The sequence below is a fragment of the Microbacterium altimontanum genome (assembly GCF_058349865.2).
The window spans coordinates 352111-367752 of sequence record NZ_JBYRJB020000001.1; the positions used below are offsets into that span (position 1 = coordinate 352111).

At 71.5% G+C, this 15642-nt stretch carries 17 protein-coding genes; 14 read left to right on the plus strand and 3 right to left on the minus strand.

Features of this window, described 5'->3' with window-relative positions; all coding sequences use genetic code 11:
• Window positions 1-7 precede the first annotated feature (7 nt).
• The 13 genes from rraA to AC3RX1_RS01545 all read left to right on the plus strand — a co-directional run bounded on the left by rraA (window position 8) and on the right by AC3RX1_RS01545 (window position 12208).
• Complete coding sequence (gene rraA / locus AC3RX1_RS01485; protein WP_491499456.1) at window positions 8-478, plus strand: ribonuclease E activity regulator RraA; 471 nt, start codon at window positions 8-10, stop codon at window positions 476-478.
• A 1-nt stretch (window position 479) separates the two neighbouring features.
• Window positions 480-1169: an aspartate/glutamate racemase family protein gene (locus AC3RX1_RS01490; protein ID WP_491499457.1), complete on the plus strand. Its 690-nt coding sequence runs from the start codon at window positions 480-482 to the stop codon at window positions 1167-1169.
• Complete coding sequence (otnK, locus tag AC3RX1_RS01495) at window positions 1166-2461, plus strand: 3-oxo-tetronate kinase (RefSeq protein WP_491499458.1); 1296 nt, start codon at window positions 1166-1168, stop codon at window positions 2459-2461. Before AC3RX1_RS01490 ends, otnK begins: the two co-directional genes overlap by 4 nt.
• Window positions 2454-3092, plus strand: coding sequence for a 3-oxo-tetronate 4-phosphate decarboxylase (otnC, locus tag AC3RX1_RS01500; protein ID WP_491499459.1), 639 nt, complete (start codon window positions 2454-2456; stop codon window positions 3090-3092). The genes otnK and otnC overlap by 8 nt, the downstream gene beginning before the upstream one ends.
• 241 nt (window positions 3093-3333) lie before the next feature.
• On the plus strand, window positions 3334-4824 hold the full coding sequence (locus AC3RX1_RS01505) for a fumarylacetoacetate hydrolase family protein (RefSeq protein WP_491499625.1): 1491 nt from the start codon (window positions 3334-3336) through the stop codon (window positions 4822-4824).
• Window positions 4821-5489, plus strand: a complete 669-nt coding sequence (locus AC3RX1_RS01510; protein WP_491499460.1) for a GntR family transcriptional regulator — start codon at window positions 4821-4823, stop codon at window positions 5487-5489. The genes AC3RX1_RS01505 and AC3RX1_RS01510 overlap by 4 nt, the downstream gene beginning before the upstream one ends.
• Window positions 5490-5500: 11 nt before the next feature.
• A complete protein-coding gene (hpaE, locus tag AC3RX1_RS01515) occupies window positions 5501-7060 on the plus strand; it encodes a 5-carboxymethyl-2-hydroxymuconate semialdehyde dehydrogenase (RefSeq protein ID WP_491499461.1) in 1560 nt (519 codons plus the stop codon).
• A gap of 64 nt (window positions 7061-7124) precedes the next feature.
• Window positions 7125-8291 carry a 3,4-dihydroxyphenylacetate 2,3-dioxygenase gene (gene hpaD, locus AC3RX1_RS01520; RefSeq protein ID WP_491499462.1) on the plus strand — a complete coding sequence of 389 codons (1167 nt, stop codon included), beginning with the start codon at window positions 7125-7127 and terminating at the stop codon, window positions 8289-8291.
• Between the two features lie 215 nt (window positions 8292-8506).
• Window positions 8507-9292: a 2-oxo-hept-4-ene-1,7-dioate hydratase gene (gene hpaH / locus AC3RX1_RS01525; RefSeq protein WP_491499463.1), complete on the plus strand. Its 786-nt coding sequence runs from the start codon at window positions 8507-8509 to the stop codon at window positions 9290-9292.
• Window positions 9277-10080, plus strand: a complete 804-nt coding sequence (locus tag AC3RX1_RS01530; protein ID WP_491499464.1) for an aldolase/citrate lyase family protein — start codon at window positions 9277-9279, stop codon at window positions 10078-10080. The genes hpaH and AC3RX1_RS01530 overlap by 16 nt, the downstream gene beginning before the upstream one ends.
• Before the next feature lie 97 nt (window positions 10081-10177).
• Entirely contained in the window at window positions 10178-10720 is a 543-nt protein-coding gene (locus AC3RX1_RS01535) for a hypothetical protein (RefSeq protein ID WP_491499465.1), read from the plus strand.
• Between the two features lie 70 nt (window positions 10721-10790).
• Entirely contained in the window at window positions 10791-11177 is a 387-nt protein-coding gene (locus AC3RX1_RS01540; RefSeq protein WP_491499466.1) for a YciI family protein, read from the plus strand.
• Window positions 11178-11182: 5 nt separating this feature from the next.
• Complete coding sequence (locus tag AC3RX1_RS01545) at window positions 11183-12208, plus strand: RNA polymerase sigma factor (protein ID WP_491499467.1); 1026 nt, start codon at window positions 11183-11185, stop codon at window positions 12206-12208.
• A gap of 10 nt (window positions 12209-12218) precedes the next feature.
• On the opposite strand, the gene AC3RX1_RS01550 is transcribed toward AC3RX1_RS01545, so the two are convergent.
• Window positions 12219-12728: a DUF4188 domain-containing protein gene (locus AC3RX1_RS01550; RefSeq protein WP_491499468.1), complete on the minus strand. Its 510-nt coding sequence runs from the start codon at window positions 12726-12728 to the stop codon at window positions 12219-12221.
• Window positions 12729-12792: 64 nt separating this feature from the next.
• Here AC3RX1_RS01550 and AC3RX1_RS01555 point away from each other — a divergent pair, with 64 nt between their 5' ends.
• A complete protein-coding gene (locus tag AC3RX1_RS01555) occupies window positions 12793-13368 on the plus strand; it encodes a TetR/AcrR family transcriptional regulator (protein ID WP_491499469.1) in 576 nt (191 codons plus the stop codon).
• A 36-nt stretch (window positions 13369-13404) separates the two neighbouring features.
• Here the strand turns inward: AC3RX1_RS01555 and AC3RX1_RS01560 are convergent, their stop codons facing one another.
• A complete protein-coding gene (locus AC3RX1_RS01560) occupies window positions 13405-14292 on the minus strand; it encodes a bifunctional methylenetetrahydrofolate dehydrogenase/methenyltetrahydrofolate cyclohydrolase (protein WP_491499470.1) in 888 nt (295 codons plus the stop codon).
• A 44-nt stretch (window positions 14293-14336) separates the two neighbouring features.
• On the minus strand, window positions 14337-15611 hold the full coding sequence (gene glyA / locus AC3RX1_RS01565; RefSeq protein ID WP_491499471.1) for a serine hydroxymethyltransferase: 1275 nt from the start codon (window positions 15609-15611) through the stop codon (window positions 14337-14339).
• Between the last annotated feature and the right edge of the window lie 31 nt (window positions 15612-15642).

Consider the following 15642-nt stretch of genomic DNA (forward strand, 5'->3'; position numbering starts at 1 on the left):
ACACACGATGACGACGACCTCCACCGCCGACCTGTGGGACGACCACGGCGACCGGCTCAGCTCCCTCACCACCCAGTTCCGCGATTTCGGCGGCGAGATCGCGTTCTCGGGCCCCGCGCGAACGGTGCGCTGCCTCGAGGACAACGTCGTGCTGGCGACGCTCCTCGAGACCCCGGGCGACGGCGCGGTGCTCGTCGTGGACGGCGGCGGCTCGCTCGCCTGCGCGCTGATGGGCGACCGCATCGCAGGGCTCGCGGTGGCGAACGGATGGGGCGGCGTCATCATCAACGGCGCCGTCCGCGACAGCGCGGCGCTCGCCGCCCTTCCCCTCGGCATCAAGGCGCTCGGCACGAATCCGCGCAAGAGCGGCAAGGGCGGTGCCGGCGAGGTCGACGTGGAGGTCGAGATCGGCGGCGCCGTCATCCGTCCGGGCGCCATGGTGCACGCCGACGAAGACGGCGTCGTCGTCGACCACTGACATGACCGGGTCGACGCCGAGGATCGCGCTCGTGGGCGCCGTGGCCGCCGCGGCGCCGCCCGCCGTGCGCGCGTTCGCCGAGGCGTTCGGCGAAGCTCAGACCTGGAACGTGCTCGACGATCGCCTCATCGCCGACGCCCTCGCCGCCGGCGGCGTCACCCCGCCGCTCGCCCAGCGGATGACGGCGCTCATCGACTACGCGATCGCCGGCGGCGCCGACGGCGTGCTGCTCACGTGCTCGATGTACGGACCCGTGGCGCACGCGGTCGCCCGGCGCGCCGCGGTCCCGGTGCTGGCCTCCGACGACGCGGCATTCCAGGATGCGTCGTCCAGCGGGTACCGTCGCATCGCGCTCGTCGCATCCCTTCCCCTCCCCCTCGCCGATGCCGGCATACGGTTCGCCGCGTTCCTCGGCGACCGCAGCGATGGCCCGGAGGTCGTCGAAGTGCTTGCCGACGGCGCGGCGGGCGTCGACGACGAGGCGGCTCTCGTCGACGCGCTTGAGCGGGCGGTGCGCGGTATCGCGGACCTCGACGCCGTGCTGCTCGCGCAGTACTCCATCTCCCCGGCGGCCGCCGAGCTCTCGGCCCGGCTGGGCATCCCTGTGCTCGCCGGTCCTCCGCGCGCGGCGGCCCGGATGCGCGCCGTGCTCCTCGGCCGGGGGGATGCGCACGAGGAGGCCGAGGGATGATCGGGGCGATCGCCGACGACCTCACGGGTGCGACGGACGTCGCCGCCGCCTTCCGCTCCGCGGGGCTGCGTGTGGGCCTCTTCTTCGGCGCCGTCGCCGACACCGCGTCGACAGACGACCTCGACGTCATCGTGGTCGGGCTGAAGACGCGCACGATCCCCGCGGCCGATGCCGTCGCGCAGTCGCTCACGGCCGCCCGCGCGCTCAACAGGCGCGGATGCGGGCAGATCTACCTGAAGTACTGCTCGACGTTCGACTCCTCGCCTGCCGGCAACATCGGACCCGTGGCCGACGCGCTCGCGGTCGAGCTCGACGCCGACACCGTCGTGTTCGCGCCGACGACGCCGGCGCAGGGCCGAACCGTCTACCAGGGCCACCTCTTCGTCGGAGACACGCTGCTCTCGGAGTCGTCGATGCGCGACCACCCCCTCACTCCGATGCGGGATGCGGACCTCGTGCGGGTGCTCGGCGCCCAGACCGTGCATGACGTGGGACTCGTCGACCATGCGGCCGTGCGGGGCGGCGCGGATGCGGTCGTTGCACGCCTCGCGCGGCTCCGGGAACGGGGGACGGACTTCGTCGTCGTCGACGCCGTCGACGACGACGACCTCGATGCCCTGGCGGGGGCCGTGCGCGAGAGCGTCCTCGTCACGGGCGCAGCGGGCCTCGCAGCGGCGCTCGCGCGGGCGCAGGGCGACGCATCCGCTGCCGACGCATCCGTGTCGGACCCCTCTCCCGACGGGGCCGCGCCCGATGACACCGCCGCGCGTCTTGCCCGGGCCGGCACGGCCGCGGCACTGGCCGGAAGCTGCTCGGCGCGCACGCGGGAGCAGATCGGCCGGTGGCGCGGGCCCAGCTTTCGCCTCGACCCCGTCGCCACCCCCGACGGGGCGGCGCTGGCCGCGGCCGCGCTCGCCTGGTACGACGAGCACCGCCGCGAGGGGGCGCCGTTGATCCGCGCGAGCGCCGACCCCGACGAGCTCCGCCGATCGCAGGACGCTCTCGGCGCCGACCGGGCCGCCGACATCGTCGAGCACGCCCTGGGGCTCATCGCCGCCGGCCTCAGACAGCGCGGCGTCGACCGGCTGATCGTCGCCGGTGGCGAGACCTCCGGCGCGGTCATCCGCGCGCTCGGCGTCACGCACGGCCGTGTGGGCGCCGAGGCGGCCCCCGGGGTGCCGTGGATCTTCACCGACGGCGACGACTCCCCTGCCATGGCGCTGCTGCTGAAGTCGGGCAATTACGGCGACGCCGACCTGCTCGTGCGTGCGGCGGGAGTGATCGATGGCTGAGTCGCCGCAGGAGCCGGAGCTGCGCGACGCCATCGTCGCGGCCGCGCACTCCGCCTTCGCGCGGGGACTAACCCACGGATCGACTGGAAACGTCAGCGCGCGCATCGGCGACCGGGTGCTGATGACGCCGACCGGCCGCAGCCTCGGCACCATCGCGGCCGGCGAGCTGTCGGTCGTCGACCTCGAGGGACGGCACCTCGACGGCCCCGCGCCGACGAAGGAGGCATTCCTCCACCTCGCGTTCCTCCGCTCGCGTCCCGACGCCGGCGCGGTCGTGCACACGCATTCCACGCACGCCGCAGCGGCGTCGTGCCTGACCGACCTCGATCCCGACGACTGCCTTCCGCCGTACACCGCGTACTACGCGATGCGGGTGGGCCGGATGCCGCTCCTCCCGTACTTCCCGCCCGGCGATCGGCGGCTCGCCGCCGCGGCCGAGCGGCTGGCGTCGAGGCACCGCGCGCTGCTCCTCGCGCATCACGGGCCGATCGTGGCCGGCGCGAGCGTCGCGGCGGCGATGGACGCGGCCGAGGAGATCGAGGAGACCGCGCGCCTGCACTTCCTGCTGCACGGCCACCGCGCGCGTCCCCTGACCGCAGCCGAGGTCGCCGCCGTCGCCCCGCCCGACTGACCGACCGCGGCCTCGCCCAACCTGCGCCTCACGCCCGGCGCCTCACGCCCCGGCTCCTCCGGCGAAGTCGTACGATCCCGCCGAGTGAACATCAAACCGACGGCAGATTGATGTGCGTTCGGCGAAATCGTACGATCTCGCCGCAGGAGGAGCGCGGGTGTCTTGCCAGGAGTCGAGGGATCATATACGATTTCAGATATCCACCAGGGCGAGGGAGCTCATGAGCACTGACAGCACTTCGATGACGGATGCGGCGGCCGCCGCGGACCCCCGTTTCGCGGGCCTGCCGGCCCGACCCGGCAAGATCGTCGCGATCCACCTCAGCTACGCATCCCGTGCCGATCAGCGTGGACGCCGGCCCGCCGCCCCCTCGTACTTCTTCAAGCCGTCGAGCTCGGTCGCCGCCACCGGCAGCGAGATCGAGCGTCCCGCCGGCACCGAGCTGCTCGCGTTCGAAGGCGAGATCGCCCTCGTGATCGGCACGCCTGCGCGTCGGGTCTCGCTCGCCGACGCCTGGGATCACGTCGCGTACGTCACCGCGGCGAACGACTTCGGACTGTACGACCTGCGCGCGGCCGACAAGGGCTCGAACGTCCGATCGAAGGGCGGCGACGGCTACACCCCGATCGGCGTCGACCTCATCGACGCGCGCACCGTCGACCCCGCCGCGCTGCGCCTGCGCACGTGGGTGAACGGCGCGGTCGTGCAGGACGACACGACCGCGGGGCTCATCTTCCCGCTCGCGCAGTTCGTCGCCGACCTGTCGCAGCACTTCACGCTCGAGCCCGGCGACGTCATCCTCACCGGCACGCCCGCCGGCTCGTCGGTCGTCGTCCCCGGCGACGTCGTCGAGGTCGAGGTGGACGCCCCGACCGCGGCCGGCTCCCCCACCTCCGGCCGGCTCCGGACCGTCGTCGTGCAGGGCTCCCACGGCTTCGACGCCGACCTCGGCTCGCTCCCCGCCGTCGACGACGCGCAGCGCGCCGACGCATGGGGCTCCGCCGAGGCCGCCGGCCTGACGGCAACCGAGCCCGAGCCGACCCTCACCCCGGAGCTGCGGGCGAAGCTCGAGAAGGCTCCGACGGCCGGACTGTCGGCCCAGCTGCGCAAGCGCGGGCTCAACAACGTCTCGATCGACGGCCTGACGCCGATGCATCCCGGGGCGAAGCTCATCGGCACCGCCAAGACGCTGCGCTTCGTGCCCAACCGCGAAGACCTCTTCTCGGCCCACGGCGGCGGCTACAACCCGCAGAAGCGCACGTTCGACGCGGTCGGCGACGGCGAGGTCATCGTGATCGAGGCGCGCGGCGACGCATCCGCCGGCACCCTCGGCGACATCCTCGCGATCCGCGCGCACGCCGCCGGGGCCGCCGGCATCGTCACCGACGGCGCCGTCCGCGACTACGACGCGGTCGCCGCGGTCGGCATCCCCGTCCACTCGCAGGGCGCACACCCCGCGGTGCTCGGCCGCCGGCACGTGGCCTGGGACTACGACCTCACGATCGCCTGCGGCGGGGTGACGGTGCAGCCGGGAGACGTCATCGTCGGCGACAGCGACGGCATCGTCGTGATCCCTCCCGCGCTGGTCGAGGAGGTCGTCGACGCGGCCCTCGCCCAGGAGGAGCAGGACGGCTGGATCGCCGCCCGCGTCGCCGAGGGCCATCGCATCGAGGGGCTCTTCCCGATGAACGCGCAGTGGCGCGAGCGGTACGAGAGCGAGGCGGGGCGATGACGATCGCCGCATCCGTCAGCAAATCCGAGCGCGCGTACGCGCACATCCACGACCGCATCCTCCACCACGAGTACACGCCCGGCTACCGCCTCGTGCTCGGCACGATCGCCGAGGAGCTCGACATGAGCGTCGTGCCCGTGCGCGAGGCGATCCGCCGGCTCGAGGCCGAGGGCTACGTCACGTTCGAGCGCAACGTCGGCGCCCGGGTCGCCGTCGCCGACGAGAGCGAGTACGTCTTCACGATGCAGACGCTCGGCCTCGTCGAGGGCTCCGCGATCTCGATGGCGGCCCCCCTGCTCGCGCCCGACGACCTGGCACGCGCGCGCTCCGTGAACGAGCGGATGCGTCAGCTGCTGGAGCACTTCGATCCGCACGAGTTCACCCGGCTGAATCAGCAGTTCCACACGATCCTGTTCGAGCGCTGCCCGAACCCGCACATCCTCGACCTCGTCGAGCGCGGCTGGCGACGCCTGCCCGGCGTGCGCGACTCGACGTTCACGTTCATCCCCGAGCGCGCCGGCCACTCGGTCGACGAGCACGACGCGCTGCTGGGTCTCATCGAGGCCGGCAGCGACGCGCTCCAGATCGAGCTGGCCGCCCGCAACCACCGGCTGCGCACGCTCGACCAGTTCCTCGCCGCCCGGCACCCCGACTCCCACCACTGACGGAGGATCCAATGACCGACACCGCTCTGCAGACCCGGCACACGCCCGAGGATCTGCCCACCCGCATCCAGCACTACATCGGCGGCGAGTTCGTCGATTCCCTCGACGGCGACACGTTCGACGTGATCGAGCCCGTGACCAACGAGGTCTATCTGCAGGCCGCGTCGGGCAAGAAGGCCGACATCGACCGGGCCGTCGCCGCTGCCAAGAAGGCGTTCGACGAGGGTCCGTGGCCCCGTATGCTCCCCCGCGAGCGCTCTCGCGTCCTGCACAAGATCGCCGACATCGTCGAGTCGCGCGACGCCCGCCTCGCCGAGCTCGAGTCGTTCGACTCCGGCCTGCCGATCACCCAGGCGCTCGGACAGGCGCGCCGCGCCGCCGAGAACTTCCGCTTCTTCGCCGACCTGATCGTCGCCCAGGCCGACGACACGTTCAAGGTGCCCGGCCGGCAGATCAACTACGTGAACCGCAAGCCGATCGGGGTCGCGGGACTCATCACGCCGTGGAACACGCCGTTCATGCTCGAGTCGTGGAAGCTCGGACCGGCGCTGGCCACGGGCAACACCGTCGTCCTCAAGCCCGCCGAGTTCACGCCGCTGTCGGCGTCGCTGTGGCCCGGCATCTTCGAAGAGGCGGGCCTGCCGACGGGCGTGTTCAACCTCGTCAACGGCTTCGGCGAAGAGGGCTACGCCGGCGACTCGCTCGTGAAGCACCCCGACGTGCCGCTCATCTCGTTCACGGGCGAGAGCCGCACCGGGCAGATCATCTTCGGGAACGCGGCGCCCTACCTCAAGGGGCTCTCGATGGAGCTCGGCGGCAAGTCGCCTGCCGTGGTGTTCGCCGACGCCGACCTCGACGCGGCGATCGACGCGTGCATCTTCGGCGTGTTCTCGCTGAACGGCGAGCGCTGCACCGCAGGCAGCCGCATCCTCGTGCAGCGTGACGTGTACGACGAGTTCGTGGAGCGCTACGCCGCGCAGGCCAAGCGCGTGAAGGTCGGCTACCCGCACGAGGCCTCCACCGAGGTCGGCGCCCTCGTGCACCCCGAGCACTACGACAAGGTCATGAGCTACATCGAGATCGGCAAGACCGAGGCGCGCCTCGTCGCCGGCGGCGGCCGCCCGAAGGGCTTCCCCGAGGGCAACTTCGTCGCCCCGACGGTGTTCGCCGACGTCAAGCCCGACGCCCGGATCTTCCAGGAGGAGATCTTCGGCCCCGTCGTGGCGATCACCCCGTTCGACACCGACGAGGAGGCGCTGAAGCTCGCGAACGGCGTGAAGTACGGCCTCGCCGCCTATGTGTGGACCAACGACCTGAAGCGTGCGCACAACTTCGCCCAGGACATCGAGGCGGGCATGGTGTGGCTGAACTCGAACAACGTGCGCGACCTGCGCACGCCGTTCGGCGGCGTGAAGGCCTCCGGCCTCGGTCACGAAGGCGGCTACCGCTCGATCGACTTCTACACCGACCAGCAGGCCGTGCACATCACGCTCGGCAAGGTGCACAACCCGACGTTCGGCACCCAGGACCACATCACCGAGGTCGAGCTGGACGACCCGGAACCCCGCTGACCCCGACATTCGGTGGTCGCGCGAGCGACGCGCGGCGCCCCCCTCACACACAAGGACCACTGACATGACCGACCGCAAAGACATGACGCTCACCTCCTCGGGCTTCTTCGTATCCCAGGAGGCGCCGATCAGCTGCGAGAACCCCGTCCCCACGCCGTCCGCTCCGGCGCCCGACATCCTGCGCTGCGCCTACATGGAGCTGCAGGTGACCGACCTGCAGCGCTCGCGCGACTTCTACGTCGACGTGCTGGGCCTCACGGTGACCGAGGAGGACGAGGACGCCGTCTACCTCCGCTCGCTCGAGGAGTTCATCCACCACAACCTCGTGCTGCGTCAGGGGCCGGTGGCCGCCGTCGCCGCGTTCAGCTACCGGGTGCGCACGCCGGAGGACCTCGACCGGGCCGTCGCGTTCTACGAGGAGCTCGGCTGCGACGTGCGCCGCAATCCGGAGGGCTTCACGAAGGGCATCGGCGACTCGGTGCGGGTGACCGACCCGCTCGGCTTCCCGTACGAGTTCTTCCACGAGGTGGAGCACGTCGAGCGTCTCGCGTGGCGCTACGACCTGTACACCCCGGGCGCGTTGGTGCGTCTCGACCACTTCAACCAGGTCACGCCCGATGTGCCGCGCGCGACGAAGTACATGCAGGACCTCGGCTTCCGCGTCACGGAGGACATCCAGGACGAGGAGGGCACCGTGTACGCCGCATGGATGCGTCGCAAGCCCACGGTCCACGACACGGCGATGACCGGCGGCGACGGCCCGCGGATGCACCACGTGGCGTTCTCCACGCACGAGAAGCACAACATCCTCGCGATCTGCGACAAGCTCGGGGCGCTGCGCCGCTCCGACATGATCGAGCGCGGCCCGGGTCGTCACGGCGTCTCGAACGCGTTCTACCTCTACCTGCGCGACCCCGACGGCCACCGCGTCGAGATCTACACGCAGGACTACTACACCGGCGACCCCGACAACCCGGTCGTCACGTGGGACGTGCACGACAACCAGCGTCGCGACTTCTGGGGCAACCCGGTCGTGCCGTCCTGGTACACGGATGCGTCGCTCGTGCTCGACCTCGACGGCAACCCGCAGCCGGTCGTCGCTCGCACCGACTCGTCGGAGATGGCCGTCACGATCGGCGCCGACGGCTTCTCGTACACGCGTTCCGACGAGGGTGATCAGTCGATGCCGGAGTGGAAGCAGGGCGAGTACAAGCTCGGCCACCAGCTGTAGGGCGGCCCGGCCCTTCGACTCGCTCCGCTCGCTCAGGGACCTGGCACTTCCCGCCCCGCGAGGTCCCTGAGCGAGGGCCGCAGGCCCGAGTCGAAGGGTCCGGCTCCTTCAGCCCCGTCAGCCCGAGTCGAAGGGCCTCGCTCTTCCCTGAGCGAGGGCCGCAGGCCCGAGTCGAAGGGCCGGCCCACCCACCATTACCAACAAGGAGAAACCGGATGCTGGACGCCGACACGATCGCGCAGATCGCCGATGAGCTGGCCGACGCCGACCGCGCGCACACCGTGATCCCGCGCATCACCGCGCGGTATCCGGACGCCACGGTGGAGGACTCGTACGCGATCCAGGGTGTGTGGCGCGACAAGAACCTCGCCGCCGGCCGGCGCCTGATCGGCCGCAAGATCGGCCTCACGTCGAAGGCGATGCAGCAGGCGACGGGGATCACCGAGCCCGACTACGGCGTGATGTTCGACGACACCGTGTACGAGAACGGCTCGACGATTTCGACCGCGAACTTCTCGAACGTGCGCATCGAGGTGGAGCTGGCGTTCGTCCTGAACGCGCCGCTGGAGGGTCCGCACTGCTCGCTGTTCGATGTGCTGCGGGCCACCGAGTACGTCACCCCGGCGCTCGAGGTGCTGAATTCGCACATCGAGCTGGAGGGCCGCACGATCGTCGACACGATCAGCGACAACGCGGCGTACGGCGGGATGGTGCTCGGCGGCACGCCGATGCGGCCCGACCAGATCGACCTGCGGTGGGTCTCGGCGCTGCTGTACCGCAACGAGACGATCGAGGAGACCGGCGTCGCGGCGGGCGTCCTGAACCATCCGGCGACCGGCGTCGCGTGGCTCGCGAACAAGTTCCACCAGCACGGCGCGCGCCTGGAGGCGGGCGAGATCATCCTGGCCGGCTCGTTCACCCGCCCGATGTGGGTCTCGGCCGGCGACAGCGTGCTGTGCGACTACGGACCGATGGGAACAATCACATGTCGCTTCGTCTGACCCCGACCTTCCGCGAACGGCTGGCCGACGCATCCCGCCCGCTGATCGGCATGTGGGCGTGTTCGGGCAGTTCCGTGATGGCGGAGGTCGACGCCGGCTCGGGCCTGGACTGGCTGCTGATCGACATGGAGCACGCGGCGAACTCGCTCGAGGCCGTGCTCGTGCAGCTGCAGGTCGTGGCCGGATACCCCATCTGCCCCGTGGTGCGGGTGCCGTGGAACGACCAGGTCGCGATCAAGCAGGTGCTCGACGTCGGGGCGCAGAACATCATCGTGCCGATGGTGTCGTCGGCCGACGAGGCGCGCGCGGCCGTCGCCGCGACGCGCTACCCGCCGCAGGGCGTGCGCGGGGTCGGCAGCGCGCTCGCCCGCAGCGCGCGCTGGAACCGGGTCGACGGGTATCTCGCCGACGGTGCGGCACACGTGTCGCTCACCGTGCAGATCGAGAACGGCGCGGGCGTCGAGGCGGCAGCGGAGATCGCCGCGGTCGAGGGCGTCGACCAGGTCTTCGTCGGGCCGTCGGATCTCGCGGCCTCGCTCGGCCATCTCGGACAGCAGACGCATCCCGAGGTCCTCGACGCCGTGCACCGCACGTTCGCCGCCGTGAAGGCCGCGGGCAAGAAGGTCGGGGTGAACGCGTTCGACCCGGCCGCCGCCGACGCGTACGTCGCGCAGGGCGCCGACTTCGTCGCGGTGGGCGCCGACGTGGCGATGCTCGCCCGCGCGTCCGAGGCGCTCGCGGCGCGCTTCATCCCCGCCGCCGACCGCGCCGAGCGCGCCTCCTACTGACCCTCCCCCTCCGCGGTCTCACATGAAATCGCGCGTTGCACATCAGGCTGCGGGCGGGAGCGTCGCGTGGCAGGGCGCGGCGTGGGATCCTGGGCGCATGAAGAAGTGGATCGTGCGGTTCGCCGCGCTCCTCGCGTTCAACATCGTCGTGCTGCTGGTCATCGGATGGCTCACTCCCGCCCGCGTCGGCTGGACGGCGCTGTGGGCCGGCATCATCATGACGGCGCTCGTGATCTGGGTGAAGCCGCTCGTCTCGCGGTGGTTCCGGTCGATGGCGGCGCGCTCCGCGAGCCGGCGCACGAAGCTCGGCGAGAAGGTCGTGCAGGCGCTCCTCGCCGTCGCCGTCGCGTTCGTCGTCTGGATCATCACGGTGCTGCTGTCCGGCGTGCACGTGAGCGGCTGGTTCTGGGGCTACGTCCTGCCGCCGCTCATCCTTCTCGTCGGCTGGGCGGTGTACGACGCGATCGACGACAGGGTCGAGGCCCACGCGTCCTCGCTGTACGACAGGGCCGCCGAGGGCATCTCCGGCAGGTCGACCGCCGGAGGACGACGGCCGACGGATGCCGAGCAGTCCGGACGCCGTGAGCTCCGCGACGGGCTCACCGACGAGCAGCGCAGGATGCTCGACGAATTGGGATGAGCCGGATGTCGATCCGCGCGCGGTCCGATCGTCATCCTCGTGTCAGCATCCCCGCTCGAAAGGATCGATCATGCGGTACACCCTTCTCCTCCACTACCCCGAGATGTCGGCCGACGGCCTGGGCCCCGACGCCCTCGCCGAGGGCATGCGGGCGTTCGATCAGTACGCCGCGGCGCTCGACGCCGCCGGCGTGCTGCGCAGCGCCGAGGTGCTGCAGCCGAGCAACGTGAGCACCACCGTGCTCGTACGCGACGGCGAGCTGCTCGTGCAGGACGGTCCCTATGCCGACACCAAGGAGCAGCTCGGCGGCACGTTCGTGATCGAGGTCGGCGACCTCGACGCCGCGCTCGACTGGGCGCGCCGCGCCCCCGCGGTCTCGTGGGGAGCCGTCGAGGTCCGGCCCGTCGCCACCCGCTACGCCGACGGCGCGTGGCAGGGGGCGGCGCCGGTCCAGTAGGCGCCATGACGACCGACGAGGCGCGGGAAGCCGCCGAGCGCGCGGTCCGCGCCTCGTACGGCCGACTCGTGGCGCTGCTCGCGGCCGGCACCGGCGACCCCGCCCTCGCGGAGGACTGCCTCGCCGACGCCCTCGAACGCGCGCTGCGGACGTGGCCCGACGCCGGGGTGCCCGACAATCCGGAAGGATGGCTTCTCACCGCGGCGCGCAATCGGCTTCGTGACGTGCTCGGCTCGGCCGCCCACCGCACCTCCGTGCCCCTCGACGAGGACGTGCGAGGACCGGATGTCGCAGCCCTGCTCGAGCGCGGCGAGGCGATCCCCGACCGCCGGCTCGAGCTGCTGTACGCGTGTGCGCATCCCGCGATCGACCCGGCGATCCGCACTCCCCTCATGCTCCAGCTCGTGCTCGGGTTCGACGCGGCGCAGATCGCCGCCTCCTTCGGCGTCCCCGCCGCGGCGATGGCGCAGCGGCTCGTGCGCGGCAAGCGCAAGATCCGCGCTGCCGGCGTCCCGTTCGCGGTTCCCTCGCGGGGCGACATGCCGGGCCGGACCACCGCCGTGCTCGAGGCGATCTATGGCGCGTATGCGATCGACTGGCTCGACCAGGGCGACGGCATCCGCACCTCGATCGCCGATGAGGCCCGCTGGCTGGCGGTGCTGACGGCGACACTCCTCGAGACGGATGCCGAGGCCTGGGGCCTCGCGGCGCTGCTCACCCTCGCCCAGTCACGGGCGCCCGCGCGCACGGGCGATCCCTGGCCCCCGCTCGACGGGCAGGACACTGCCCTGTGGGACCGGACGCTCATCGCCGAGGGCGAGGCTCTGCTGCACCGGGCCGCTCGGCTCGGCGAGCCGCTCGGCCGCTTCCAGCTCGAGGCGGCCATCCAGTCGGCGCACTGCGACCGCGCGAGAACCGGCGTCTTCGATCGCGACACGCTGGTCACGCTGTACCGCGGCCTGGTGGCGATCGCGCCGACGACGGGGGCGCGGGCAGCACTCGACGCCGTCCTCGCGGCCCCCGCGCCGTAGGCGGTACGGCTCACGGGCGGAATGCGGCACCTGTGGCGTTCGGCGCGTCGCGCCCCAGCCGCTGGCGGGCCGTGCGCTCCCCCGGTCCGACCGGCCCATGCCCCGTCGCGGCGGCAAGTCCGAAGGCCGGCATGTCGACATAGACGGCCTCCATGTCGCGCGCCGGCACCTGGTACGTCTCGTGCCACACACCGATCGCTCCCGTGCCGGCACGACGCGCGTAGTCGCGCCATGCCGCCAGGTGCGGAGCGTCGGGATCGGCGGCGAACCGCTGCAGGTGCTCCGGGCTCTCCCAGTACGAGAGCAGGATCGTCGTGCGCCCGACCCATGACTCGAATCCCAGCATCCCCGCCTCGGGATGCGCGGCGAGATGCCGCAGCATGCGCGGCATCGCTCCGGCCACCCGGGCGACCCTCGCCGTGTGCCACCACCTGTTCGCCCGCATTCCGATGAGGAACACCGTCACGTCGTCGCCCCCGGGCCGCGCCGTGTAGCGGCCCGGAAAGACCGTCCTCGTCATCGTTCCTCCTGAAACGTCGTTATGTAACCGTGTTAGAAAACGACGTTACGATATCCTGGTCCTCATGGCAAGACCTCCGCTGTACGACGTGGCACTGCGTGAGCGCCTTCTCGAGGCCGCGACCTCGGTGATCGAAGAACGCGGCCAAGACGCCCTGGCGCTGCGCGATGTGGCGGGGGCGGCCGAGACCTCCACCTCCGCCGTGTACGCCCTCTTCGGCGGCAAGCAGCAGCTCATGGCGGCAGTGCTCGACGCCGCCTTCGCCTCGTTCGGGCGTTCCCAGCGCGCCGCAGCCCCCGACGGGCTGCGCGCCCTGGGCGTCGCGTACCGCGACTGGGCACTGTCGCATCCGCAGCTGTACCGGATGATGTTCTCGATCGACTGCCCGCCCGATCCTGGTGGCGATGAACCGGATTCGAGTGCGCGTGCCATGCACCCGCTGCAGGAGGCCATCTCGGCCGCGCAGCATGAGGGAACCCTCAGCGAGGTGCCGCTTCCCGTGGCGACCACCGCCATCTGGGGTCAGGTGCACGGCGTCGTGAGCTTGGAGCTTGCCGGCCTCGGCCCGGCAGGGCTCGACTGGGATGCCGCCTACGCGACGGTGCTCGACACGATCACCCATGCCTGGTCGGCGACGTGATCGCCGAGCGCCGCAGGCGTCCTCAGCGCACGCCGGTCACGCGCGATCGGCGACGCGTTCGGCCGCCTCGACGACGTTCGTCATGAGGAGCGCGACCGTCATCGGGCCCACGCCGCCCGGGTTCGGCGACAGGTAGCCGGCGACCTCCGCCACGGCGGGGTCGACGTCGCCGAACACGCGCGACTTGCCGGTCGCCGGGTCGTCCTCCCGGGTCACGCCGACGTCGAGCACGGCGGCGCCCGGCTTGACGTCCTCCGGCCGCACGATGTGCTTGACGCCCGCCGCCGCGACGATGACGTCGGCCTGGCGCAGGTACGAGGGCAGGTCGACGGTGCCGGTGTGCGTGAGCGTCACCGTCGCGTTCAGCTCGCGGCGCGTGAGCAGCAGCCCGATCGAGCGGCCGATCGTCACCCCTCGGCCGATCACGACGACGTGCTTTCCCTTGAGGTCGTAGTCGTTCCGCCGCAGCAGCTCGATCACGCCGCGCGGCGTGCACGGGAGCGGCGTGTCGATGCGGCCGTTGACGTTCAGCACGAGCCGACCGAGGTTCGTCGGATGCAGGCCGTCGGCGTCCTTCGCGGGGTCGATCCGCTCGAGGATCGCGTCGGTGTCGAGGTGCTTCGGCAGCGGCAGCTGCACGATGTAGCCGTGGCACGCGGGGTCGGCGTTGAGCCGGTCGATCTCGGCCTCGACATCGGCCTGCGTCGCGTCGGCGGGCAGCTCGACCTGGATCGAGTTCATCCCGATCGTCTCGGACTGCGTGTGCTTCATGCCGACGTACAGCTGCGACGCCGGGTCCGCACCGACGAGCACCGTCGCGATGCCCGGTGTGATGCCCTGCTCCTTGAGCGCGGTCACGCGCTCGGCGAGCTCCGCCTTGATCGCCGCCGACGCGGCCTTGCCGTCGAGTCGTGCTGCCGTCATCCGTCGTCTCCTCGTGTCGTGCCCGCGCCCCGGTGCGGCCCGGACTACTGCTGCAGGTCGGGGTAGAGCGGGAACGCCGCAGTGAGCGCCGCGACCCGCGCGCGCAGCGCCTCGACGTCGGGGGCCGGCAGCAGCGCGTGCGCGATGACATCGGCGACCTCGGTGAACTCCGCGTCGCTGAAGCCCCGCGTCGCGAGGGCCGGGGTGCCGATGCGCAGACCCGACGTGATCATCGGCGGACGCGGGTCGTTCGGCACCGCGTTGCGGTTCACCGTGATGTGGATGTCGTGCAGCAGATCCTCGGCCTTCTTGCCGTCGATCTCGGCATCGCGCAGGTCGACGAGGACGAGGTGCACGTCGGTGCCGCCCGAGCGCACCGCAATGCCGGCATCCTTTACGTCCTGCTGCGACAGCCGGTCGGCGATGATCTTCGCCCCCGACAGCACCCGCCGCTGACGCTCAGCGAACTCCGGCGTGGCGGCGAGCTTGAACGCCGTCGCCTTCGCCGCGATCACGTGCATGAGCGGGCCGCCCTGCTGGCCGGGGAACACCGCCGAGTTGATCTTCTTCGCGATGTCGGCGTCGTTCGTGAGGATGAAGCCCGAACGCGGGCCGCCGATCGTCTTGTGCACCGTCGATGAGACGACGTGCGCGTGCGGCACGGGCGACGGGTGCAGGCCCGCCGCGACGAGGCCCGCGAAGTGGGCCATGTCGACCCACAGCACCGCGCCGACCTCGTCGGCGATCGCACGGAACGCAGCGAAGTCCAGCTGCCGCGGGTACGCCGACCACCCGGCGATGATGACCTTGGGCTTGTGCTCGAGGGCGAGGCGGCGCACCTCGTCCATGTCGACGACGGATGTCTCGGGGTTCACGCCGTACGCGACGATGTCGTACAGGCGGCCCGAGAAGTTGATCTTCATGCCGTGCGTGAGGTGACCGCCCTGGTCGAGCGACAGGCCCAGGAGCGTGTCGCCGGGGCGGGCGATCGCGTGCAGCACCGCGGCGTTCGCCGTCGCCCCGGAGTGCGGCTGCACGTTGGCGTAGGCGGCGCCGAACAGCGACTTCGCCCGCTCGATCGCGAGCTCCTCGGCGACGTCGACCTCTTCGCAGCCGCCGTAGTAGCGACGGCCCGGGTAGCCCTCGGCGTACTTGTTCGTGAGCACCGAGCCCTGCGACTGCAGCACCGAGACGGGCACGAAGTTCTCGGAGGCGATCATCTCGAGGTAGCCGCGCTGCCGTTCGAGCTCACGCTCGAGAACCTGCGCGATCTCGGGGTCGACCTCGGCGAGCGGGGCGTTGAAGTAGCGATCGGTCATGGCGGTCTCCTCGACTCGGCGCACGGAAAGT

Coding starts and splice junctions, on each gene's coding strand:
- hpaD (WP_491499462.1), top strand. CDS start 7,125: ATGACCGACCGCAAAGACATGACGCTCACCTCCTCGGGCTTCTTCGTA.
- AC3RX1_RS01490 (WP_491499457.1), top strand. CDS start 480: ATGACCGGGTCGACGCCGAGGATCGCGCTCGTGGGCGCCGTGGCCGCC.
- otnK (WP_491499458.1), top strand. CDS start 1,166: ATGATCGGGGCGATCGCCGACGACCTCACGGGTGCGACGGACGTCGCC.
- hpaH (WP_491499463.1), top strand. CDS start 8,507: ATGCTGGACGCCGACACGATCGCGCAGATCGCCGATGAGCTGGCCGAC.
- AC3RX1_RS01535 (WP_491499465.1), top strand. CDS start 10,178: ATGAAGAAGTGGATCGTGCGGTTCGCCGCGCTCCTCGCGTTCAACATC.
- AC3RX1_RS01560 (WP_491499470.1), bottom strand. CDS start 14,292: ATGACGGCAGCACGACTCGACGGCAAGGCCGCGTCGGCGGCGATCAAG.
- AC3RX1_RS01505 (WP_491499625.1), top strand. CDS start 3,334: ATGACGGATGCGGCGGCCGCCGCGGACCCCCGTTTCGCGGGCCTGCCG.
- rraA (WP_491499456.1), top strand. CDS start 8: ATGACGACGACCTCCACCGCCGACCTGTGGGACGACCACGGCGACCGG.
- AC3RX1_RS01530 (WP_491499464.1), top strand. CDS start 9,277: ATGTCGCTTCGTCTGACCCCGACCTTCCGCGAACGGCTGGCCGACGCA.
- glyA (WP_491499471.1), bottom strand. CDS start 15,611: ATGACCGATCGCTACTTCAACGCCCCGCTCGCCGAGGTCGACCCCGAG.
- otnC (WP_491499459.1), top strand. CDS start 2,454: ATGGCTGAGTCGCCGCAGGAGCCGGAGCTGCGCGACGCCATCGTCGCG.
- AC3RX1_RS01550 (WP_491499468.1), bottom strand. CDS start 12,728: ATGACGAGGACGGTCTTTCCGGGCCGCTACACGGCGCGGCCCGGGGGC.
- hpaE (WP_491499461.1), top strand. CDS start 5,501: ATGACCGACACCGCTCTGCAGACCCGGCACACGCCCGAGGATCTGCCC.
- AC3RX1_RS01545 (WP_491499467.1), top strand. CDS start 11,183: ATGACGACCGACGAGGCGCGGGAAGCCGCCGAGCGCGCGGTCCGCGCC.
- AC3RX1_RS01510 (WP_491499460.1), top strand. CDS start 4,821: ATGACGATCGCCGCATCCGTCAGCAAATCCGAGCGCGCGTACGCGCAC.
- AC3RX1_RS01540 (WP_491499466.1), top strand. CDS start 10,791: ATGCGGTACACCCTTCTCCTCCACTACCCCGAGATGTCGGCCGACGGC.
- AC3RX1_RS01555 (WP_491499469.1), top strand. CDS start 12,793: ATGGCAAGACCTCCGCTGTACGACGTGGCACTGCGTGAGCGCCTTCTC.